This is a genomic window from Thioalkalivibrio sp. K90mix, from assembly GCF_000025545.1.
Classification (GTDB): domain Bacteria; phylum Pseudomonadota; class Gammaproteobacteria; order Ectothiorhodospirales; family Ectothiorhodospiraceae; genus Thioalkalivibrio.
Genome location: NC_013889.1, coordinates 1 through 22,911, shown reverse-complemented (window position 1 = coordinate 22,911; position 22,911 = coordinate 1). Strand labels below are relative to the sequence as shown.

19 protein-coding genes are annotated in these 22,911 nt (G+C 65.5%); 7 read left to right on the top strand and 12 right to left on the bottom strand.

Annotation, left to right across the window (positions count from 1 at the left end):
- Window positions 1-87: 87 nt before the first annotated feature.
- Entirely contained in the window at window positions 88-1,593 is a 1,506-nt protein-coding gene (locus tag TK90_RS00095; protein ID WP_041444292.1) for a SulP family inorganic anion transporter, read from the bottom strand.
- 272 nt (window positions 1,594-1,865) lie between these two features.
- On the opposite strand from TK90_RS00095, the gene TK90_RS00090 reads away from it, so the two are divergent.
- Window positions 1,866-2,354, top strand: coding sequence for a universal stress protein (locus TK90_RS00090; RefSeq protein WP_012981434.1), 489 nt, complete (start codon window positions 1,866-1,868; stop codon window positions 2,352-2,354).
- A gap of 15 nt (window positions 2,355-2,369) precedes the next feature.
- Here TK90_RS00090 and TK90_RS00085 read toward each other — a convergent pair whose 3' ends face one another.
- The gene (locus TK90_RS00085) at window positions 2,370-3,872 is read right to left on the bottom strand and encodes a YdiU family protein (protein ID WP_012981433.1); all 1,503 of its coding nucleotides are present in this window, start codon (window positions 3,870-3,872) and stop codon (window positions 2,370-2,372) included.
- 139 nt (window positions 3,873-4,011) lie between these two features.
- Between TK90_RS00085 and TK90_RS00080 the strand changes: the two genes are divergently transcribed.
- Complete coding sequence (locus tag TK90_RS00080) at window positions 4,012-4,515, top strand: hypothetical protein (protein ID WP_012981432.1); 504 nt, start codon at window positions 4,012-4,014, stop codon at window positions 4,513-4,515.
- A 49-nt stretch (window positions 4,516-4,564) separates the two neighbouring features.
- Here TK90_RS00080 and argH read toward each other — a convergent pair whose 3' ends face one another.
- Complete coding sequence (argH, locus tag TK90_RS00075; protein WP_012981431.1) at window positions 4,565-6,001, bottom strand: argininosuccinate lyase; 1,437 nt, start codon at window positions 5,999-6,001, stop codon at window positions 4,565-4,567.
- A 107-nt stretch (window positions 6,002-6,108) separates the two neighbouring features.
- On the opposite strand from argH, the gene TK90_RS00070 reads away from it, so the two are divergent.
- From TK90_RS00070 to TK90_RS00055, 4 genes are all read left to right on the top strand, one after another.
- Window positions 6,109-7,149: a sensor histidine kinase gene (locus TK90_RS00070; RefSeq protein ID WP_012981430.1), complete on the top strand. Its 1,041-nt coding sequence runs from the start codon at window positions 6,109-6,111 to the stop codon at window positions 7,147-7,149.
- A complete protein-coding gene (locus tag TK90_RS00065) occupies window positions 7,139-7,864 on the top strand; it encodes a LytTR family DNA-binding domain-containing protein (RefSeq protein WP_012981429.1) in 726 nt (241 codons plus the stop codon). Before TK90_RS00070 ends, TK90_RS00065 begins: the two co-directional genes overlap by 11 nt.
- Before the next feature lie 94 nt (window positions 7,865-7,958).
- Window positions 7,959-8,906, top strand: a complete 948-nt coding sequence (gene hemC / locus TK90_RS00060) for a hydroxymethylbilane synthase (protein ID WP_012981428.1) — start codon at window positions 7,959-7,961, stop codon at window positions 8,904-8,906.
- Between the two features lie 2 nt (window positions 8,907-8,908).
- A complete protein-coding gene (locus tag TK90_RS00055; RefSeq protein WP_012981427.1) occupies window positions 8,909-9,724 on the top strand; it encodes a uroporphyrinogen-III synthase in 816 nt (271 codons plus the stop codon).
- A 19-nt stretch (window positions 9,725-9,743) separates the two neighbouring features.
- Here the strand turns inward: TK90_RS00055 and TK90_RS00050 are convergent, their stop codons facing one another.
- Window positions 9,744-10,772, bottom strand: a complete 1,029-nt coding sequence (locus tag TK90_RS00050; protein ID WP_012981426.1) for a CDP-6-deoxy-delta-3,4-glucoseen reductase — start codon at window positions 10,770-10,772, stop codon at window positions 9,744-9,746.
- Between the two features lie 158 nt (window positions 10,773-10,930).
- On the opposite strand from TK90_RS00050, the gene TK90_RS00045 reads away from it, so the two are divergent.
- The gene (locus TK90_RS00045) at window positions 10,931-11,503 is read left to right on the top strand and encodes a hypothetical protein (protein ID WP_012981425.1); all 573 of its coding nucleotides are present in this window, start codon (window positions 10,931-10,933) and stop codon (window positions 11,501-11,503) included.
- Window positions 11,504-11,532: 29 nt separating this feature from the next.
- Here TK90_RS00045 and ubiD read toward each other — a convergent pair whose 3' ends face one another.
- The 8 genes from ubiD to dnaA all read right to left on the bottom strand — a co-directional run bounded on the left by ubiD (window position 11,533) and on the right by dnaA (window position 22,794).
- On the bottom strand, window positions 11,533-12,996 hold the full coding sequence (ubiD, locus tag TK90_RS00040) for a 4-hydroxy-3-polyprenylbenzoate decarboxylase (protein WP_012981424.1): 1,464 nt from the start codon (window positions 12,994-12,996) through the stop codon (window positions 11,533-11,535).
- 33 nt (window positions 12,997-13,029) lie between these two features.
- Window positions 13,030-13,797, bottom strand: coding sequence for an exodeoxyribonuclease III (gene xth, locus TK90_RS00035; protein ID WP_012981423.1), 768 nt, complete (start codon window positions 13,795-13,797; stop codon window positions 13,030-13,032).
- Complete coding sequence (locus tag TK90_RS00030; protein WP_012981422.1) at window positions 13,794-15,842, bottom strand: M3 family metallopeptidase; 2,049 nt, start codon at window positions 15,840-15,842, stop codon at window positions 13,794-13,796. The genes xth and TK90_RS00030 overlap by 4 nt, the downstream gene beginning before the upstream one ends.
- 95 nt (window positions 15,843-15,937) lie before the next feature.
- The gene (locus TK90_RS00025) at window positions 15,938-16,468 is read right to left on the bottom strand and encodes a hypothetical protein (protein WP_012981421.1); all 531 of its coding nucleotides are present in this window, start codon (window positions 16,466-16,468) and stop codon (window positions 15,938-15,940) included.
- Between the two features lie 6 nt (window positions 16,469-16,474).
- A complete protein-coding gene (gene gyrB / locus TK90_RS00020) occupies window positions 16,475-18,907 on the bottom strand; it encodes a DNA topoisomerase (ATP-hydrolyzing) subunit B (protein ID WP_012981420.1) in 2,433 nt (810 codons plus the stop codon).
- A gap of 66 nt (window positions 18,908-18,973) precedes the next feature.
- Complete coding sequence (locus tag TK90_RS00015) at window positions 18,974-20,047, bottom strand: DNA replication/repair protein RecF (protein ID WP_012981419.1); 1,074 nt, start codon at window positions 20,045-20,047, stop codon at window positions 18,974-18,976.
- A 23-nt stretch (window positions 20,048-20,070) separates the two neighbouring features.
- Window positions 20,071-21,174 (bottom strand): DNA polymerase III subunit beta, encoded by a 1,104-nt coding sequence (gene dnaN / locus TK90_RS00010; RefSeq protein ID WP_012981418.1) that lies wholly within the window; start codon window positions 21,172-21,174, stop codon window positions 20,071-20,073.
- Window positions 21,175-21,426: 252 nt separating this feature from the next.
- Window positions 21,427-22,794 carry a chromosomal replication initiator protein DnaA gene (gene dnaA / locus TK90_RS00005; protein ID WP_012981417.1) on the bottom strand — a complete coding sequence of 456 codons (1,368 nt, stop codon included), beginning with the start codon at window positions 22,792-22,794 and terminating at the stop codon, window positions 21,427-21,429.
- Window positions 22,795-22,911: the final 117 nt, after the last annotated feature.

Below are 22,911 nucleotides of genomic sequence, written 5' to 3'. Positions count from 1 at the left end.
CTGCGGCCGTTCAACCCAGCTCCGCTGCTTTTGTGCCGCGTCGCCTTCGGCTCCTCGCAATCACGGTGCCGAAGGCGAACGGCGGGATTAGTGCTCGCCCGGCCCCAGGTCGGCGCCCTTGTCGTGCAGGGCAAGCTTGTCGTGGAGTTCGCCGCTCTCGCCGTGCGGGGCCTTCACGTCGACTTCCATGCCGTTGCGGCGGAACTTGCCGACCACCTTGTCGATCGCGGCCACGGCCGAACTGTCCCAAAGCGAGGCGCGGGTCAGGTCGATCTCGACGTTATGGATGCCTTCGCGGTAGTCGAAGCTGTCGATGAACTTGTCCACGGCGACGAAGAAGAGCTGGCCGCGCACGGTGTAGATGCGGGTCTTGCCGTCCTCCGACAGGTCACTCTTCACTTCCACCGCCTTGACCATCTTGCGCGCGAAGAAGATCGCGGCGAGCAGCACGCCGGCGAACACGCCCATCGACAGGTCGTGGGTGATCACGGTGACCGCGACGGTCACGATCAGCACCACGGCATCGGTGCGCGGCAACTTGTGCAGCGTGGTCAGCGAGCCCCAGTCGAAGGTGGCGATGGAGACCATGATCATCACCGCGACCAGTGCGGCCATCGGGATGATCGAGACCAGGTCGCCCAGGAACACGATGAAGATCAGCAGGAAGATCCCCGCCGACAGCGTGGACAACCGCCCCAGCCCCCCGGACTTGATATTGATCACCGACTGGCCAATCATCGCGCAGCCCGCCATGCCGCCGAAGAAGCCGGTGACGACATTGGCAATGCCCTGGCCCTGGGCCTCTCGGTTCTTGCCGGAGGGCGTGTCGGTCAGGTCGTCGAGGATGGAGGCGGTCAGCAGCGACTCCAGCAGGCCGACGATCGCCAGCGCGAAGGCGGTCGGGAAGATGATCTGCAGGGTCTCCCAGTTCAGCGGGATGTCCGGGAACAGGAATACCGGAAGGCCGTCCGGCAGCTCGCCCATGTCGCCGACCTCCAGGGTCGGCAGGCCCATGAAGTAGACCACGACGCTGAGCACCACGATCGCGACCAGCGGCGGCGGCAGCAGTTTCGGGTAGCCCGGGATCATCGGCAGGCCGTAGAGGATGATCAGGCCGGCCGTGACCAGCGCCCACATGGTGGTGTCGCCATCCACCAGGTAGGGCACCTGGGACAGGAAGATCAGGATCGCCAGCGCATTCACGAAGCCGACCAGCACCGTGCGCGGGATAAACATCATGTAGCGCGCGAGCTTGGCCCAGGCGAACAGGATCTGGATGATCCCGGTCAGGATGGTCGCGGCCAGCAGGTACTGCAGCCCATGTTCGGCGATCAGTGTGACCATCAGCAGGGCCATGGCCCCGGTCGCGGCCGAGATCATGCCGGGGCGTCCTCCCGCGAAGGCGATCACCACCGCCATGGTGAAGGACGCGTACAGGCCCACGCTCGGGTCCACTCCGGCGATGATGGAGAAAGCGATCGCCTCGGGAATCAGGGCCAGCGCCACCACAATTCCGGCAATCAGGTCGCCGCGGACGTTGAAGAACCAGACTTTGCGCTGGCGGGCCAGGAAGTCTTGTAGGGTCTGCTGCACGATATGTTCCCCAATACCCATGCGCGCCGACGCGGACATGCGTCGGCATCAACGGGTGAACGGACAGGTACCAGAGACTCGTGGTTGAAGTAGCCGGGCCCCGTCGCCACCAGTGGATGGCGCGGTTGCAAGCGGTTCAATGCCGGTACAGACTGAAACCGCCAGGAAAGGCGACAAAGTCTAGCACTTCATAAGCCCGCCCTGAAGTTTGCCGACCCCCCGCTCGAGCCTTTGCCGGGGTCCTCCTTTCATGCGTTCAATTGGGGATCTTCATGCTGCAGCGCGTCATCATCGCCGTCGACTTCTCGCCCGCCTCTGCAGCGGCCCTGGCCGTTGCACGCCAGCACTGCCCGGGGGCGAAGAAGCGGTTGCTGTATGTGATGAAGCCGTCGGACGTGGCAGGGCCCAGTTCGGCTGGTGCGTTCAGTGGCGCCGGCTCCTCACCCCTGAATGCCAAGGACATGCGCCACTCGGCGGAAGATCGGGTCCGCGCACAGCTCGAGGCGTGGGCCGAGGCGGACGACGAGGTGGCCGTGGCCATCGGCAGTGCGCCGGAGGAAATCTCGCGCCACGCCGAGGAGTGGGGCGCGGACATGATCGTAATGGGGACCCGCGGGCGCAGCCAGATCGCCAACATGCTCTCCGGCTCGGCCACCGAGTGGCTGGTGCGCAACGCCCGGCTGCCGGTGCTGGTGGTACACGACGTACCCCTGTCCGACTCGATGAAGGAGAAGCTACCCCCGGAGGGCGCGGTCAACTGACCACGCAGCGGGGCCTCAGGACGAGCAGCTCAGCTGGATGCCAGCGGCCCAGGCAGGCGGCAGGTCCGCGTAGGCCTCGAACTCGGGCTGCTCGTCGAACGGGCGCGCGAGGATGGCCTGCAGCCGTAGCAGCTCGGAGGTATCGCCCGCCTCGGCCTGCTCGATCGCGGCCTGCGCCAGGTGGTTGCGCAGGATGTATTTGGGATTGACCGCATTCATTGCCGCCCGGCGCGCTTCGAACGGGCGGGCCTCTGCCTCCAGGCGCGCCTGATAGCGCGACCACCACGCGCGCCAGGCGGCCGCGTCCTCCAGTTCGGCCTCGAGCTGTTCGCGGATCTCGGGCTGTTCCAGATCCGGCAACTGGCGGAAGAAGCGCGTGTAGTCGACGCCCTCCTCGGCCATACGCGCCAGCAGGTCGTGGATCAGCTCGAGGTCCCCTTCGTGTTCCTCCACCAGCCCCAGCTTCGTGCGCATACGCGTCAGCCAGGCCTGCTCGAATCGCGGCATGAAGTCCATCAGGAGTGCCTTGGCCCGCTCGATCGCGGCCTCGCGGGTGGTGTCCTGGAAATGGATCACCAGGGTCTCGGCCAGACGGATCAGGTTCCACTGGGCGATGGCCGGCTGTTGATCGAAGGCGTAACGCCCGCCCTGATCGGTGTGGTTGCAGATGTAGCCCGGGTCGTAGGCATCCAGGAACGCGAACGGGCCGTAGTCGATGGTCAGGCCCAGCAGACTCATGTTGTCGGTGTTCATCACCCCGTGACAAAACCCGACGGCCTGCCAGTCGGCGATCATCTCGGCGGTATTCGCGATCACCTGTTCGAGCATCGCGGCCACCGGGTCTTCGGCGTCCGCCAGCTCGGGGTAGTCATGCGCCAGTGCATAGTCGATCAGTTCGCGCAGGCGTTCGCTGTAACCGCTGTAGTGGAAGTATTCGAAGTGCCCGAAGCGCAGGAAGCTGGGCGCCGCACGCAGCACGATCGCCCCCGGCTCCACGCGCTCGCGCAGGACCTGCAGGCTGGAGCCGTACAGGGCCACCGCGCGGGTGGTCGGCACGCCCAGCGCAGCCATCGCCTCGGAGATCAGGTACTCGCGGATCGAGGAGCGCAGCACCGCGCGGCCGTCGGCGCCGCGCGAGTAGCGCGTGCGCCCGGCCCCCTTCACCTGCAGTTCCCAGTGTTCGCCGGTGGCGGTACGGACCTCGCCCAGGAGTTTTACGCGTCCGTCCCCCAGCTGCGGCACGAACACACCAAACTGGTGCCCGGCATAGACACTGGCGAGTGGCTCGGGGCCCTCCATCGGATGCCCTTCGGTGCAGGCCCCCAGCCAGGGCTGGCGGGCCAGGTCGGTCTCGGCCAGCCCCAGGCGCTGGCACATCCCGGGGCTGGTCGCCAGGCACGTGGCATCCGGGAACGGGGCTGGCGCCGGACGGTCATAAAAGGCCTCCGGCAGACTCGCAAAGCGGTTCACCCATTGCAGTTCGGGGGTGCTGGGCGCTGGGGCTTCGGCGCGGGACATCGATACCTCGGCAGATCGCGGCTTCAGGCGTTATGATGCGCGACGATTCGATTTTGCACCTTTGGGCCCACACAGCCCGGGTGTTCCGTCACGCGGGCACGGCTTTCATGCGATGTGCCCCATTTCCGGGAGGAGACTCGTGACCGAGGAGCAGGACAACAAGAATCAGGGTGGCCTGAAGAACAGCGAACGCCTGGCCTGGCTGGGTTTCATGCTGTTTTTCGTCATCATCCTCGCCATCTACATCGCCCGCGCAACAGGCCTGGAGCAGGATGTGACCGAGGCCCAGCGCGAGCTGTACCAGACCCAGGTGCAGCTGCAGGAGTACACCCGGCACGAGATCCCGCGTCCGGTCGAACTGGGCCTGACGAACGCGCATATCCAGGACCTGCAGCGCCGCGGCATGGCACGCGCCGAGGAGCGCCTGCGCGCAGATCTGATGGAACATCCGGAGCTGATCCCGCACGAGGCCGAGGGTGACGAGGGCTTTGCGTTCCGGCCCGACGGCATCCATGTGCTGAACCACCGCTGGGTGCTGGCGAACTTCGAGGGCGACGGCGCCCATGGCCAGGTGCTGCTCGGCTACGAGGTGGTGCACGGAAACGTGATGTGGGAAGTGATCGACTCGACGCTGGCCTACTGACGGTCCTGGTAAATCAGGTGGTGCGCCTTCGCACCACCTCGATCGTGTTTCAGCCCATCGTGCTTGCAAGCTGCTCACGGGCGGCCGCGACCTGGCGCCGGACCTGCTCCGGGGCCGTACCACCGGTCAGGTTGCGGGCAGCAGCGGAGCCCTCCGGGGTCAGTACCGTGTAGACATCGTCGCCAACCGCATCACTGATGGCCTGCAGGTCGGCCAGAGGCAACTCCGCCAGATCGACCCCACGCTCCTGCGCCACCCGCACTGCGCGACCTACGACCTCGTGGGCATCGCGGAAGGCCACCCCACGCCCGACCAGGTAGTCGGCGAGATCGGTCGCGGTGGCAAAGCCCTTGCGCGTGGCCGCCAGGGTGTTCTCCGCACGCACCTCCAGGTTGGGCACCATGTCGGCAAACGCGCGCAGCGAGCCGAGCAAGGTATCCACGGTGTCGAACAGCGGTTCCTTGTCCTCCTGATTGTCCTTGTTGTAGGCGAGCGGCTGGCCCTTCATCAGGGTCAGCAAGGACATCAGGTGGCCATAGACCCGGCCGGTCTTGCCACGCACCAGCTCGGGCACGTCCGGGTTCTTCTTCTGCGGCATGATCGACGAGCCGGTGCAGTAGCGATCCGGCAGGTCGATGAACGCGAACTGCGCACTGGTCCAGAGGATCAGCTCCTCGGCCTGGCGCGACAGGTGCATCATCAGCGTCGCCGCGGCGGCGGTGAACTCAATCGCGAAGTCGCGATCCGAGACCGCGTCCAGCGAGTTGCGCGTCACCCCGTCAAAGCCCAGCAGCTCGGCGGTGTACTCGCGATCCAGCGGATACGGTGTCCCGGCCAGCGCGGCCGCGCCCAGCGGGAGGACATTGACCCGCGCGCGGCAGTCGACCAGGCGCTGGGCATCGCGCTCCAGCATCTCGTACCAGGCCAGCATGTGGTGCCCGAAGGTGACCGGCTGCGCGGTCTGCAGATGGGTAAAGCCGGGCATCACCGTCTCGGCCTCGCGCTCGGCCAGATCCACCAGCCCGCGCTGGTAGGCCCGGACAAGGCTCAGGATGTCGTCGATGGCGGCGCGCAGCCACAGGCGGATGTCGGTCGCCACCTGGTCGTTGCGCGAACGGCCGGTGTGCAGCTTCTTGCCGACATCACCGATCCGCTCGATCAGCCGCGCCTCGATGTTCATGTGCACATCTTCGCGGCCGATCTGCCAGTCGAACTTGCCGGCGGCGATCTCGTCGCGGATGGCGTCCAGCCCCTGCAGGATCTGTTCGGCCTCGGCGTCGGTCAGCACGCCGACCTTGGCCAGCATGCGCGCATGCGCCTGCGATCCCTGGATATCCTCCCGGTACAGGCGCTGGTCGAACTCGACCGAGGCGGTAAAGCGTTCGACAAAGGCATCGGTGGGTTCGGAGAAACGGCCGCCCCAGAGCTTGGCCTCGCCCTCGGGGGCCGGGGCCTGTGGCTTGTCGCGTGCGGAATCCTGCGTCATGGTGCACCCTGAACCGGGTTGGAAAGACACGGAAGTATAAGGGAGACGCGGCACAGTGTCCCCCGACCAAATACAAGGATGGACGGCACCCGGAGGGGAGACGGGTCGTGAAGGCACCTGCGCCGGACGACGAGACCACCGAACTGGCGAAACAATCGCCGCTGCCGGATTTCTGCAGCGCCGAGACGCTGTTGCGCGTGCTGATGGTCGCGGTACTGCTGGCCCTGGCCGTAACTCTGCTGCGCGGAGGCGGGCAGGACTGGGTGCCGGGGCTCGCCCTGCATGCGCTGTTCATCTTCTGGGTCGCGCTGACCAGCCTGCTGATCCTGTGCGCCGGCAAGCGGCTGCTGGTGCGCCTGCCCTTGTGGGGCCAGATCGTCCTGCCCCCGCTGGTGCCGATCGCCAACACGGCGGCGGTCTTTCTGGGGGCCGAGGGCCTGCAGCTGGCCGATCCGGCCTGGCGCTGGCCGGCGATCGCGGTCGCCACGATCCTGAGCCTGGTGGCGATGCATTACCTCTACCTGCAGGCGGCCTGGCAGCGCGAGACCCAGGCCGTCTCCCGCGCCCGCGAGCAGGCGATGCGCGCGCGGCTGCGGCCGCACTTTCTCTACAACAGCATGAACACCATTGCCGGGCTGTGCCGCAGCGAACCCGCGCGCGCGGAACAGATCACGCTGGATCTGGCCGATCTCTTTCGCGCCACCTTCGCGACCGCGGATCGCCAGTCCCTGCGCGCGGAGCTGGAGCTGGTGCGGGCCTTCCTGAATATCGAGCAGACGCGGTTTGGCGAACGCCTGGAGGTGGAATGGGACTGCCCGGACCAGGCCGGTCTGGACGTCAGCGTGCCCACCCTGATCCTGCAGCCGCTGGCGGAAAACGCGATCCAGCACGGGATCGGGCCGGCCCGGGGTCCCGGCTTCGTGCGCGTTCGCTGTCGGCTCGACTCCGGGACAGTGATGCTGTCATTGACCAACAGCGTCGACCCGGAGGCACACAGCGAGGGGACCGGCACCGCCAGCGAGGCCGTGCGCCTGCGCCTGCACCATGCGTTTGGCGATCGGTGTCGCTTCGAAACCGTGACCCGGGAGCGCGAGTTCGAAGTCCGTATTCGCCTGCCACTGGAACGGGGGAATCAACATGTCGAGTGAAGCCTTGCGCGTCCTGATCGTGGACGACGAACCGATTGCGCGTCAGCGCCTGGCCGGGATGGTCAACGACGCCGGACATCAGGTGATTGGCCAGGCGGCCGAGGCGATCAGCGCACGCGACGCCATCACCCGCGAGGCACCCGATCTGGTGCTGCTGGATGTCGAGATGCCCGGTGAGTCGGGCATGGAGCTGGCCGCCGAGATCGGCGCCCGGCGACCCGACCTGATGGTGATCCTGGTCACCGCACACGAGCAGTTCAGCCTGGACGCCTTCGAGGCCGGCGTGCGCGACTACGTGCTCAAGCCCGTGCGCGGCGAGCGCCTGACCCAGGCCCTGGAGCGCGCGGCCCGGCACAAGGCCGGCTCTTCGGCACCCGCTCCACGGACGGTTCGCCTGACCATCGGGCGGCGCGAGGAACGCGTGGCCCTGGACCGTATCGCCTACTTCACGGCCGAAGACGGCTATGTGATTGCGCGCGGTGAACAGCTCGAGGGGTTTGTAGATACACGACTGCACGAACTGGAATCCCGGTTCGGCGATGCCCTCCTGTGCGTGCGCCGGGGCTGCCTGGTGGTGCGCACGGCGATCCGGGGGCTGGAGACACGCGGCCCGGCCGATCACCGCCTGCTGTTTCATGGTCAGCTCGATCCGGTGGCCGTCAGCCGCCGTCAGCTGCCACAGGTGAGGGCCTTCCTGCGCGGCAATCTGGCATAGCAAGAAGCGACAGCCCCTGGATCCGGGAGGGTTCGGGCCACTGCGCCGAAACCGTTATACTACGGCGCTTTATTCTCCAGCCGCCGGACCCCGCATGAAACCCCTGCGTATCGCCACTCGAAAAAGCCCGCTCGCCATGTGGCAGGCGGAACATGTCGCCGCGCGCCTGCGGGGCCTGCACCCGGATCTTCCGGTGGAACTGGTCGGCATGACGACCCAGGGCGATCGCGTGCTCGACTCCCCGCTGGCCCGTATCGGCGGCAAGGGGCTGTTCGTGAAGGAGCTGGAGGTCGCAATGCTGGAGGATCGTGCGGACATCGCGGTCCATTCGGTCAAGGACGTGCCCATGGAGCTGCCGGCGGACCTGGTGCTACCGGTGATCCTCGACCGGGAAGATCCGCTGGATGCGTTCGTCTCCAACACCTATGCCCATGTCGACGAGCTGCCCCAGGGCGCGCGCGTGGGTTCGTCCAGCCTGCGCCGGCAGTGCCAGCTGCGGGCACGGCGGCCGGACCTGAAGATCACCGATCTGCGCGGCAACGTGAACACCCGGCTGGGCAAGCTGGATGCCGGCGAGTACGACGCGATCCTGCTGGCGGCGGCCGGGCTGAAGCGCCTTGGGTTCGACGAGCGCATCCGCGCCCGGCTGGAACCGGCTGTCAGCCTGCCGGCAGTGGGCCAGGGGGCAATCGCCATCGAGTGCCGCGAGAACGACCCGGAGATCGCGGCGCTGATCGCACCCCTGAACGACCGCGACACCTCCGACCGCGTGCGTGCAGAACGCGCGTTCAATCGCCGCCTGGAGGGCGGCTGCCAGGTCCCTCTGGCCGGCCACGCAACCCTGGACGGCGACCGGCTCCGCCTGGACGGTCTGGTCGGCGCCGTCGATGGCAGCCAGCTCCTGCGACGGCAGGTGGAAGGGCCGCGCGGCGACGCGGAGGCCCTCGGGGTACAGCTGGCCGAACAACTGCTGGAACTGGGGGCTGGCGAGCTGCTGGCCGCCGCCCACGCCGAGAACGCAGCCTCCACGAAAGGATCCTGAAAATGGCCGAGCTGGATATCATGAAGCCCACCGCGGACGGCCCCCTGAACGGCTGCGGGATCCTGGTCACGCGGCCGGCGGCGCAGGCAGAGGAGTTCTGCACCTTGCTGGCTGGCGATGGCGCCGAGGTGATCCGCTTTCCGGTGCTGGAGATCCTGGCGCCCAGCGACCCGACCGACCTGCGCGCGGTACTGAATCAGCTGGATAATTTCGATATTGCGGTCTTTATCAGCCCGAACGCGGTGCAGCGGGTGCTGAACCTGGCGCTGGCCGACCGCACCTGGCCCGAAGGGACGCGAATCGCAGCCATCGGCAACCGCACCGCGAAGGAGCTGAAGGGCTTCGGGCTGAACGTGGATATCGCCCCGCCGCGGCGCTTCGACAGCGAGGCGTTGCTGGAACAGCCGGCGATGCAGGACGTGGCCGGCCAGCGCGTGGTGATCTTTCGCGGCGACGGCGGGCGCGAATACCTCGGCGATACGCTGAAGTCGCGCGGCGCGGAGGTCACCTTTGCCGAGGCCTATCGGCGCGGGCGCCCGGAGGGCGATACCGGCGCGCTGATGTATGCGTTCTCGCGCGACCAGATCGACATCATCACGATCACCAGTGGCGAGGGGCTGCGCAATCTCTACGAGATGGTCGGCAAGCTCGGGCGCATGTGGCTGCGCAAGACACCGCTGGTGGTGGGTTCCGAACGGATCGGCGAGATCGCCCACGAGCTGGGGTTCAAGGCCGCCGTAGAGGTCGCAGAGGACCCGACTGACGCCGCGATGCAGCAGGCGGTGCACCGCCTGGCCGCGCAACTCGCGACCAGCTGATCAGCGGGGTCGCGCGCCCCTATTCGTGGGGCGCGGCCGGCTCGAAGCTGTCGTAGTAGAGCTGTTCGGTCGGCAGGCCCGCGGCGAGGAAGGCATTGGTCGCCGCCTCGATCATCGCCGGCGGACCGGCCATGTAGACATCGAAGCCGGACAGGTCGGGGTATTCGGCCAGTACCGCATCGTGTGGCCAGCCCGCGACAGCCGGGAACCCGCCCGCCGTGTCCGCCGGCACATCGGAGAGCACCGGCGTAAAGCGAAAATGCTCACCGTGTTCGGCGCTCATGCGGCCGAGCCAATCGGGGGCGTAAATCCCTTCTGCACTGCGCGCGCCCCAGAACAGGTGGTGCGGGCGGTCGAAGCCCTCGACCGCCAGATGGTCCAGCATCCCCTTGAGCGGGCCGAAGCCCGTGCCACCACCAACGAACAGGCGCGGCCGCTCCGATTCCTCGTCGACAAAGAACGTGCCGAGCGGCCCCTCGATCCGTAACAGCGCCTTGGGCTGCATCTCCTCGAACACCATCTTCGAGAAGCGCCCACCCTCCAGGTTGCGCACATGCAGGACCAGCGGTTCGTCGTCATGCGGGGCATTGGCCAGCGAGTAGCTACGGCGCCCGCCGCCCTTGAGCAGGACATCCAGGTACTGTCCGGCGAGGAACTGCATGCGCTCGGTTGCGGGGAGCTGAAGACGCAGCTCCATGACATCGTCGGCCAGGCGGTTCAGCTGCGCGACACGACAGGGCAGCGTCTTCACGACGATATCCTTGGCCGCGCCGATCTCGCGCACCTCGATCTCCAGGTCATCCACCGGGACCGCCTGGCAGAACAGGGCCCAGCCATCGGCCAGTTCGGCCTCGGTAATGCCCGGCGGCTTTTTCGGCCCGTGGTCCACTTCGCCCGCGAGGACGCGCCCCTTGCAGGATCCGCAGGCGCCGTTACGGCAGCCATAGGGAAACGCAAACCCCTGGCGCAACGCGGCCTCGAGTACGGTCTCGTCGTCTTCGACCTCGAGTTGCTGCCCGCTGGGCTGGATGATCACGTCAAAGGCCATGCGCTGCTCCCGCTGCTGGTCCAACAAGGGGGCCTATTGTCTCCACGGTCCGGGCGAACGCAAGCAACCCCGGAAGCCGCATGTAGCGGTCCCGGGGTGCATTCCATGGACGGGATGGGGCAGACTCGGGGGCGCCAATCACAGGCAGGGAGAAAGGAATGCAAGGAGAAAAATGGACAGCCGCACTGGCCGCCGTCGGGGTGATGGTTCTGGGCGGATGTGCAGCCAACGAAACCCGTGACACGACGACCGATGCAGGGGCCGAAGCCGCTGCCGAGGTCACCGATCCGGAGGTGATCGTCGCGGTCCCGGAGCGGTTCGCCTACAGCGACGATGCAACGGTGTCCGAAGCCATTCGCCGCGAATGCGAGCTGGAGGAGCGCTTCCCCGGCTTCGTGCAGGAGTTCGGGGCTCGCCATGATGTCCGCGTGGAATCCGGCGCGGACGTGAGCCCCGGGGATGCTGGAAAGGTACTGGTGGTGGAGATCACCCAGGCCCGCAATGACGGCAGCGCCTGGTCCGGACACCGGTCCCTGGCGGAGGCCGAGGGCACGCTGTATGAGAACGGCGAGGCGGTGGCCAAGTTCACCTCGCGCCGGGTCTCCGGTGGCGGGGCATTCGGCGGGTTCAAGGGCAGCTGCTCGGTGATGGGGCGCACGGTACGGGCCATGGGCGCCGACATCGCGGCCTGGGTGCGGCTACCCGAGGACGGCGCACACCTGGGTAACTAGGACCCTGTCGGGCGGGGCTGTGGCGAGGGCTACAGCCCCAGCTCGTCCCACAGGGCATCCACCCGCTCGCGTACGGCCGGATCCATGGTGATCGGGCGGCCCCACTCGCGCTCGGTCTCCCCCGGCCATTTGGAGGTCGCGTCCATACCCATTTTGGAGCCCAGCCCCGAGACCGGCGAGGCGAAATCCAGATAGTCGATCGGCGTGTTCTCCACCAGCGTCGTGTCACGCGCGGGGTCCATGCGCGTGGTAATTGCCCAGATCACATCGTTCCAGTCGCGCGTGTTCACGTCATCATCGACGACGATCACGAATTTTGTATACATGAACTGGCGCAGGAACGACCACACCCCCATCATCACACGCTTCGCGTGGCCGGGGTACTGCTTGCGCATGGAGACCACCGCCATGCGGTAGGAGCAGCCCTCCGGTGGCAGGTAGAAGTCCACGATCTCCGGAAACTGCTTCTGCAGGATCGGGATGAAGACCTCGTTCAGGGCGACCCCCAGGACCGCCGGTTCGTCGGGCGGGCGCCCGGTGTAGGTCGAGTGATATATCGGCTGGTCGCGGTGAGTGATGCGGTCGATGGTGAACACCGGGAATTCGTCCACCTCGTTGTAGTACCCCGTGTGATCGCCGAACGGGCCCTCGGGCGCGGTTTCGCCGGGGTGGATATGGCCCTCCAGCACGAACTCGGCGGATGCCGGGACCTCGAGATCGGAGCCGATGCAGCGGGTGACCTCCGTGCGGCTGCCGCGCAGCAGCCCGGCAAAGGCGTATTCCGACAGCGTATCCGGCACGGGTGTGACCGCGCCGAGGATGGTCGCAGGATCGGCCCCCAGGGCCACCGCAATGGGGAACGGCTCACCTGGATGGGCCTGGCACCATTCCCGGTAGTCCAGCGCGCCCCCGCGATGCGACAGCCAGCGCATGATCACACGGTTGCGGCCGATCACCTGCTGACGGTAGATGCCGAGGTTCTGCCGCGACTTCTCCGGCCCGCGGGTCACGACCAGCCCCCAGGTGATCAGTGGCCCGGCATCCCCCGGCCAGCAGGTCTGCACCGGCAGGGTCGACAGGTCCACATCGTCGCCTTCGATTACGTGGCGCTGGCAGGCGGCCCCGCGTGTCTTCTTCGGCGCCATGTCGAGGACCTTGCGAAACACGGGCAGCTGCTCCCAGGCCGCCTTCAGGCCCTTGGGCGGGTCCGGCTGCTTGAGAAAGGCCAGCAGCCGGCCGACCTCGCGCAGGGCCCCCACGGAGTCCTCGCCCATGCCCATGGCCACCCGCTCCGGCGTGCCGAACAGGTTGGCCAGTACCGGGATATCGGAACCCTTGGGGTTCTCGAACAGCAACGCGGGGCCGCCGGCGCGCAGGACGCGATCGGCGATCTCGGTCATCTCCAGGTTCGGGTCGATCTCGGTGGTGATGCGCTTGAGCTCGCCGCGGGCCTCCAGCCCGTCGATGAAATCACGCAGGTCCCTGTATTTCACGGGTGTCTCCCAGGGCGCGGCCGGCGGCCGGGCCTAGTCGCTGAATTCGGCCCAGACGGGGGCGTGGTCGGAGGGCCGTTCCCAGCCCCGGGGTTCGCGGTCGATGCCCGCGGCGGTCAGGCGTTTTAGCAGGGCGGGGCTGGCGAGAACCAGGTCGATCCGAAGGCCGCGGTTGCGCCGGAACGATGCCGCCCGGTAGTCAAACCAGGAGAATTCCTCCTCCGGCTGTTCAAACGCACGGAAGGTGTCCGCAAGGCCCAGCTCCGTGAGCGCCGCCAGGGCCTCGCGTTCCGGGGTCGAGCAGAGGATGCGCTCGTGCCAGGCCTCGGGGTCATGCACGTCGCGGTCCTCCGGGGCGATGTTGAAGTCGCCCAGCACGACGAGTTTCGGGTGGGCCTCGATTTCGGCGGCCAGCCAGCTGCGCATGCGCGCCAGCCAGTCGAGCTTGTAGGCGTACTTCTCGGTGCCGACGTTCTCGCCGTTCACCACATAGAGATTGACGACACGGATGTCGCCGATCGTAGCCGCGAGGATGCGGCGCTGGGCATCCTCCAGCCCCGGCGGGTCGGTCACGACGTCCGTTGCCTGCGTACGCGAGAGGATGGCCACGCCGTTGTAGGTCTTCTGACCGGAGTAGACCACCTCGTAACCGGCTTCATGGATGGCACTGACCGGGAAGTTCTCGTCGGTCAGCTTGGTCTCCTGCAGGGCGAGGATGTCCGTACGCGAGCTGCCCAGCCAGTCGAGGACCTGCGGCAGGCGGACCTTTAGAGAGTTGACGTTCCAGCTGGCGATCTTCACGCGGCATCCTCCAGGCCACTGTGGCGCAGCAGGGCGTCGATCTCGGGATCCCGGCCGCGGAAGGCCCGGAAGGAATCGGCGGCAGGCCGCGAGGCTCCAACCTCCAGGATCTCCCGCAGGTAGGCGGCGCCGACGTCCGGCGAGAACAGGCCCTCCTCCTCGAAGCGCGCAAAGGCATCGGCGGACAGGACCTCCGCCCACTTGTAGCTGTAGTAGCCCGCCGCGTAACCACCGGCAAAGATATGAGCGAAGCCATGCGGGAAGCGGTTGAAGGCCGGCGGCCGGACCACCGCAACCTCGTCACGCACCGTCTCCAGGAGATCGAGGATGGCCTTAGCCGTTTCCGGGGCCGGGCCTGCATGCAGACGCATGTCGAACAGGGAGAACTCCACCTGTCGCAGGAGCTGTAGCGCGGCATGGAAGTGGCGAGTATCGACCAGGCGCTGGTAGAGCTCGTCCGGCATAGGCTCACCGGTCTCGTAATGTCGGGCGAACAGGTCCAGGGCCTCGCGCTCCCAGCACCAATTCTCCATGAACTGGCTCGGCAGTTCGACAGCGTCCCACTCGACCCCGTTGATGCCGGCGATCTCCGGCTCGTTCACCCGCGTGAGCATGTGGTGAAGGCCGTGACCGAACTCGTGGAACAGGGTGATCACTTCGTCGTGAGTAAAAAGCGCAGGCTTGCCATCCACCGGCGGGGTGGAGTTGCAGGTCATGAACGCGACCGGGACCTGCTGGGCCGTGTCCGAGACAAAGCGTTGCCGGCAGACGTCCATCCAGGCGCCGCCACGCTTGTTCTTGCGGGCGTAGAGATCAAAGTAGAAGCCAGCACGTTCGATCCCGTTCACATCAAATACACGATAGTAACGAACATCGTCATGCCAGCATTCGACAGTCGGATCGGCCTCGAAACGGACACCAAACAGGCGCTCGACGAGCCGAAACAGGCCCTCCACCGCCTGGCTGGCGGGAAAATAGGGCTTCAGCATTTCCTGGCTCAGCCCCAGACGCCGCTCACGCATCTTCTCGGCGGCATAGGCCATGTCCCAGGCTTCCAGGGAGTCGAGCCCGAGCTCTTGGCGGGCGAAGATGCGCAAATCGGCCAGGTCCTGCTCGGCCCGAGGACGGGCCCGCCGGGACAGATCCTGAAGGAAGCTGTCCACCTGATCCGCAGTCTCGGCCATCTTGGTCGCCAGCGAGCGCTCCGCGTAGTGCTCGAATCCGGTGATCCTTGCCTGCTCCTCGCGAAGCTGGAGGATCTCGACCATGACCTCGCTGTTGTCGAAGCGGCCTGCATCGGGGCCCTGGTCGGATGCCCGTGTCGCGAAGGCCTCGTAGACGCGGCGGCGCAGTTCGCGGTCGTCAGCATGGCTCATCACCGCGAAATAGCTCGGAAAATCCAGGGTCACGAGATACCCGGTTCGCTCGTGCGCACGGGCGTTCTGGGCCAGCATGGCCTGTTCTGCGGCGGGTATGCCGGCGAGTGCGTCCGGATCGTCGGTCTGCCAGGTCCAGGACTGGGTCGCATCAAGGACGTTCTCCTCGAATCGCGCCGTGAGTGCGGACAGGCGCGCGTCGATCTCCCGCAAGCGGGCGCGCGCATCCTCGGGGAGGTCCACACCACTGAGGTGAAAGTCCCGCAGAGCGTCATCGATGACCTTGCGCCGCTCGGGCGCGAGCCGGGCATATTCGGGGCCATCGGCCAGACGGCGAAAGGCGGCGTACAGCCCCTGGTGCTGCGAAACCCAGCTACCGAACTCGGACAGCTTGGGCAGACAGGCGTTGTAAGCCTGACGCAGTTCGCTGCTGTTCATAACCGCATTCAAATGCCCGACAGGTGCCCACACCTGGGAAAGACGGGCATCCAGGTGCTGCAGGGGTGCGACCAGGCCACCCCAGGTGGGCTGGTCGCCGGCCTGTCCAACAAGCGCCTCGATTCCGTCGCGATTCTCCTGAAGGACGGTATCGATGGCAGGGAGGACATGTTCCGGGGCGATGGATCGAAACGCGGGCAGGCGATCCGTTTGCAGCAGGGGGTTCGTCACGGGGACTCCTGATTCGACTAGGACGGGAATTATGCCATTCGGACCGCGGGGCCGGGAGGGCGTTCCACCGTTGCGAGTCTCCGAAGACCCCAAAGCTAGGCAGGGTTGTCGGGATCCGAGGATGGGGGTTGCAAGGGGGTGTAACGGCCCATTCCGCCCAGCCAGGCGATCGGTGCGTAGAAGGGAGAGCGGCAGGTGTGCCGATACATCTGCAGGGCGGCGTTGTAGCGAATCAAGGTGTCGCGAATGGCCTGATCCAGAGCCACCACCCGACGCGCCGACTCCTCTACATTTTCTTTTTTAATATCAATATCTTGTTGGTATAGCGAATCCCAAAGGGCGCGGATCTCGCGCTCTGCTTTGGCAACGGTGCTCAGGTCGCCCCGGCGACGAGCGGTCTCCTGACGCTGCAACGAGCGATGCAAATGCTGAACGGCCGAGGGTCCGCTGCCGGCAGCCATGCAAACCTTCTGCAGATGGCCGTTGCGCTGCACCAGCAAACGCTCCAGTTGATCCCAGGCACCCACGACCTGGCGTTCCTGAACGGCCAGATGGGAGTACAAGCGGGCAATGGTCAGAGTCAGACCCACGAGGCCAACGATCGTGACGATAACGAATATCGCCATCCGGGATCAGACGTCTACGTTCTCCGCGCTTAAAGCTCGGGACTCGATGAAGTCTCGGCGCGGTTCGACCTGATCCCCCATCAGGGTGGTGAAGATTTCGTCCGCCCGGATCGCATCCTCGACCCGGACCTGCAGCAGGCGACGGGTTTCGGGATTCATCGTCGTTTCCCAGAGCTGCTCCGGATTCATCTCGCCCAGGCCCTTGTAGCGCTGGGTGGCCAGACCCCGGCGGCCCTCCTGGAGCAGCCATTCCATCGCCTCGGAAAAGCCCTGGATGCGATGGACGCGTTCGCCACGCTTGATGTAGGCACCAGACTCCAGCAGGGCATTCAGGCGGGCGGAGAGGTCGAGAATGGTCTGGAAATCGCGCGAGGCGAGCGTGTCGTCGGTGATGTATTGGGAGAGCGCCGCGCCGTGCTCGAGCCGATCCAGGCTCAGCTGGGCATGACCGTCGACATTGGTGACCGGACCCAGGCTGTAGCGGGTGGCACCGGCGCGATCGCTGGAGATGGATTCCAGGATGCGCGAGAACCAGGCCTGAACGTCAGGGTTGGTGACGCTGCGCGGCTCGGGAATCGCATCGGCCTCGAGCATGGCCCAGAGGATGCGCGAGTCGTACAGACGGCCCAGCCGCTCCACCGCACGGGCGGCCTTCTGGTAGCCCTTCACCAGTTCCTCGAAGGCCTCTCCCGTGACGGGCGGGGCGTCCGGACCCGGATGCAGTGCGGCACCGTCCAAAGCAAGCGAGACCACGATTTCGCCCATCTCGGCCTCGTCACGGACATACTGCTCGCGCTTACCGCGCTTGATCTTGTACAGCGGTGGCTGGGCAATGTAGACATGCCCACGCTCAATCAGCTCGGGCATCTGACGGAAGAAGAAGGTCAGCAGCAGGGTTCGGATGTGTGATCCGTCCACATCCGCGTCAGTCATGATGATGATGCGGTGGTAGCGCAGCTTGTCCGGATCGTATTCGTCTTTCCCGATCCCGCAACCCAGCGCGGTAATCAGGGTACCGACCTCGGCGGAGCCGAGCATGCGATCAAAACGGGCACGTTCGACGTTAAGGATCTTTCCCTTCAACGGCAGGATCGCCTGGAAATGGCGGTCCCGTCCCTGTTTGGCAGAGCCACCCGCGGAGTCGCCCTCCACCAGATAAAGCTCTGAATGGGCCGGGTCCTTTTCCTGGCAATCGGCCAGCTTGCCCGGCAAGCCGGCGATATCCAGCGCACCCTTGCGGCGCGTCACCTCGCGCGCCTTGCGCGCGGCCTCGCGGGCACGCGCCGCCTCGAGGACCTTGTCGGTAATCGCCTTGGCCTCGGGCGGGTTCTCCAGCAGGAAGTTGGTTAGCGCATCGGACAAGACACTCTCGACGATCGGCTTGACCTCGGAGGAGACCAGCTTGTCCTTGGTCTGGGACGAGAACTTCGGGTCCGGTACCTTGACCGACAGCACGGCCGTCAGGCCTTCACGCATGTCGTCGCCGGCGGTGGCGACCTTGGCCTTCTTGATCAGCCCCTCTTTCTCCAGGTACTGATTGACCGTCCGGGTGAGCGCCGCGCGAAAGCCGGCCATATGGGTGCCGCCATCGCGCTGCGGGATGTTGTTGGTGTAGCAGAAGATGTTCTCCTGATAGGAGTCATTCCACTGCAGCGCAACCTCGACGACGTAATCATCCTCGCGGGTCTGGTTCGCGTAGATCACAGTGGGATGCAGCGCCGTCTTCTTCTGGTTCAGGTGCTCGACAAAGGCGCGAATCCCGCCTTCGAACAGGAAGGTCTCTTCGCGATTGTCCCGCTGATCGCGCAGGGTGATCCGGACCCCGGAGTTCAGGAACGAGAGTTCCCGCAGGCGCTTCGCGAGGATCTCGTAGTGAAATTCGATGTCCGTGAAGATCTCGTCACTGGGTCGGAACCAAATCCTGGTGCCAGTTCGATCGGTGGACCCTGCGACCGCCAGAGGGGCGTCGGGCACACCGAGATGGTAGACCTGCTCGTGGCGCTCGCCGGCTCGATGGATCTCCAGTCGGAGCTCTTCGGACAGGGCATTCACGACCGACACCCCAACGCCGTGAAGCCCGCCGGATACCTTGTAGGAGTTGTTATCGAACTTACCGCCGGCGTGAAGGACCGTCAGGATCACCTCCGCAGCGGACTTGCCTTCTTCCTCGTGGATATCCACCGGGATACCGCGCCCGTTATCCGAGACGGAGACCGCGTTGTCTTCGTGGATCGTAACCTCGATGGTGTCGCAGTGGCCGGCAAGCGCCTCGTCAATCGAGTTATCGACGACCTCGAACACCATGTGGTGGAGGCCGGTCCCGTCATCGGTATCCCCGATGTACATGCCAGGGCGCTTGCGCACGGCGTCCAGGCCCTTAAGGACACGGATCTGGGAAGAATCGTAGGTTTCGGGATCAAGCGGTTCAGATTCGGACATGGATTACGGCATCCGGCGGGTAGCAGACACTGCAGTATAACGTAAAGCCGAGGGCTGGGGCGTGGCTCAGTCCGGGGTCACCACACCATGTTCCACGTGAAACAATCGCGTGGATCGCCCACCCTCTAACCCCGGAATATGTGGCTCGACAGTGGTGACCAGTACCTGCCATCCGAACTCCAGAAGGCCGCACATCAGCCCTTCTACCGCAGCGACATCGAGCTCGGAGACCACATCATCCAGTAGCACCACCGGCGCCCTGCCCGCCTCGCGTTCTAGCATCCTGGCCTGCCCGCCGGTCAACGCCGTGATCAGCCGTTTCTGCTCGCCCCGCGACGCCTCCGCCGCGACCCGACCGTCAAAGCGGAGATCGATGTCCGCTCGCTGCGGCCCGACCTGTCCGAAACCGCGTTCTTCGTCCGAATCCCGACTGCGTGCGATCGCTTCCGAAAGCGAACGATCCCGGTCCCAGCCAACACGAAGGTGCACCTGGAAGTCCCCCAGGCGCTGCGAAAACCCGAAGACGCGGGCTGCCTCCGAAGTATTGATTTCCCAGCGATCGATATAGGCCTGCCTGGCCTGCGTGATGTTTTCACCGGCGTCGACCAGTGGTCGTTCAAACTCTCGGGCCGCACGACGATCACCCTTGCGCAACGCGGCGTTACGTTGTTCGTGGGACCGCCTCCATTGTTGCCAGTGCCATCGATACCCTCGCACCGAATGAAAGCAACCCCAATCAAGCAAACGCCGCCGTTCCTCTGGTGACCCCGTGAGCAGATCAAAGGAACCCGCATGCAGTACCCGCACCGGCAGCCATTCCGCGACACTGGCATGCCCTTCCATCCATCGCCCGTCGAGCCGCGAGCGCCGAGTGCCTTCCCAGCTGACGCCCAGGCGATGCTCACCGCCATGGAGGTCGCGCACCCGTCCCCCGATCCACAGGCCTTTCTCGCCCGATCGAACGACGCGGCGAAGCTGGGGTGTCCTGAACGATCGTCCTGCGGCAAGCACATGGCACGCCTCCAGCACCGAGGTCTTGCCTGCGCCATTTGGCCCCACCAGCCGATTGATCCCCTCACCCGGCTCGAACGTCTGCTCCGAGAGATTGCGCACCCCTCGCCACCACAGGCCTTCCAGCACAGTACCTGTCCGCCCGGTCGCGGCTACAGGCGCATCGGCATCACGACGTAACGAGCCCCACCGGGCGGCTCGGCCTGCACCAGGATCGAGGAGTTCCCGTCCCGCAGCCCGATCCGAACCTGATCCGTTTCGATCGCATTAAGCACATCGACCAGGTAACCGAGGTTGAATCCGATTTCCATCGGCGGCCCCTGATACTCGGCCTCGACCGACTCCTGGGCCTCTTCACGATCGGCGTTGTGAGTCATCACCTGACAGCCCTCATCACCGAGCGTCATCCGCACGCCGCGATACTTGTCCGACGCGACGATGGACACGCGCGCCAGCGCCTGCTTGAGTCGCTCACGTTCTACCGTGAGCGTTGCCGGCAGATCCGCCGGAATTACGCGCTCGTAATCGGGAAACCGCCCCTCGATCACCTTGCTCCGCAACACCGCATTCCCAAGGTCGAACAGCACCTGATCTTCACTGAACCCGACGCGCACCGGGACATCGTCATCCGACAGGTTCCGGCGCAGCTCTGCGATGGTCTTGCGCGGCACGATCTTCTCGAGCCGTCCATCAATCGCCTGGTCGAGCTCGGCCTCGGCCAGTGCCAGCCGGTGCCCGTCGGTTGCGACCGCCCTGAGACTGTGACCACTGGCCACCAGCAACAGGCCCTGAAGGTAATAGCGCACATCCTGCTGCGCCATCGAGAACATCGTCGCCTCGAGCAACCGACGCAGGCGGTTCTGCGGGATATCCAGGGTCCACTCCGAGCTCTTGCTCTCCCAATCGGGGAAATCCGCCCCCGGCAACGTGGCCAGGCTGAAGCGCGATCCGGCGAACCCCACGGACATCCGTTCCCCGTCAATTGTTGCCCGGATCTCGCTGTCTTCGGGTGCCGCTTTCACTACATCCAGCAGCTTGCGTACCGATACCGTCACGTCGCACTCGCCCGGAATGGTTCCCGCCGCTTCGCCTTGCCAGGCCAGTTCCAGGTCGGTGGTATCCATGCGAATGCCGCCCCGTTCGTCCGGCCGCAAGCGCACGTTGCCGAGGATCGGCATCGTCAAACGTTTCTCGGCCGCCCCGACAATCCGTTGCAGGGCGTCAGTCATCGCTTCGCGCTGGAAAGAGAGTTCCATGGCGGTGTCCTGTAATTGGGTTTAAGTAATTTAAAACTGATGATAATAAGGTCCGCGTCTCCCTGTGCGGAAAACCTTTAACAAATTGATTAGCAACCGTTTTTTAGCCCGAAACCGGCTTTCAAACCTCTGTATCACCTGTGTCTATCCTGTGGATGAAATCACGCGCCAAAAATTCGCGCTCGGTACGCACGACTTCCCCCCATCTTATCCACAGCTTGCTCCGTCAACCTGTCGGGGTGTCGGGCGGCCTTAGCTGCTCAGCGTCCGCAGCAGGTTCGCATAGTCTTCATCCAGGCTCGCATCGGCCTCGCGCAGCTCGACAATCTTGCGACACGCATGGATGACCGTTGTATGGTCGCGCCCGCCGAAGGCCTGTCCGATCTCCGGCAGGCTGTGCTGCGTGAGTTCCTTCGCGAGTGCCATCGCCATCTGGCGCGGTCGCGCCACCGAGCGACTGCGTCGCGTGGAGAGCAGATCGGCCACCTTGATGCGGTAATAGTCGGCCACAGTCTTCTGGATGTTTTCCAGCGTAATCAGCTTGTTCTGAACGGCGAGCAGATCGCGCAGCGCCTCTTTGGCGAAGTCCAGGGTGATCGGCTTGCCGGTGAAATGCGCGTTCGCGATGACTCGGCGAAGTGACCCCTCCAGCTCCCGGATGTTGGACCGGATGCGCTTGCCCATGAAAAAGGCGACTTCGGTCGGCAGCTCGATACCCGCCTGTTCCGCCTTGCGTTGCAGGATCGCCACGCGCGTCTCCAGCTCCGGGGGTTCGATGGCGATGGTCAGGCCCCAGCCGAACCGCGACTTCAGCCGCTCCTCGAGCCCCTCGACCTCCTTCGGATAGCGATCCGAGGTCAGGATGATCTGCTGCTGGCCTTCAAGCAACGCATTGAATGTATGGAAAAATTCTTCCTGCGAGCGTTCCTTGTTGGCAAAGAACTGGATGTCGTCGATCAGGAGGGCATCGGCCGTGCGATAGTGCTGCTTGAAGTCGTCGATCGCGTTGTGCTGCAGCGCCTTGATCATGTCGGCGACGAAGCGCTCGGAGTGCAGGTAGATGATCCGGCCTTCCGGCAGCCGGCTCAGGATGCTGTTGCCGATCGCGTGCATCAGATGGGTCTTGCCCAGGCCCACGCCGCCATAGATGAACAGCGGGTTGTACGCGACCCCCGGGTTTTCGGCCACCTGCAGACTGGCCGCCCGCGCCAGTTGATTCGATTTGCCCTCGACGAAGGTGTCGAAGGTGAAGGCCGGGTTCAGGTTGCTGACCGGCCCCTTGGGGACCGCTGCTCGCCGCGCTGGCGCGCTCGCGGGTGCCCGTGAAGGTGCGGAGCCTTCGGGCTCCGCGGCGGTCCACTCCGTGCCCCCGATCCCCAGGCGAACGCGTTGCCTATCGGTCTCTTCGGTGCCGGGGCGCAGTTCGCTGACGGCCTCTTCGATGGAACTCAGGAGATGGTCGCGGACATGTTCGAAGACAAACTGGTTGGGTGCCAGCAGGCGCAAGGCCCCGGCTTCCTCCTCGGCGTGCAGGGGTCGCAGCCAGGTATTCAGCTGCTGCTCACTCACACGACCCTGCAGGCGATCCAGACAGGCTGTCCACAGGGTATTGGCAGTCACACGCGGGTCTCCGGGATCACGAGGGTTCGGGGGCCCCTGAGTCTACGCCGATGGTGACCCCGTGCGCTAGCCAAGTCTCGCTCGCTGATTGACTTCGCGCACGGTTGACGGTAGTTT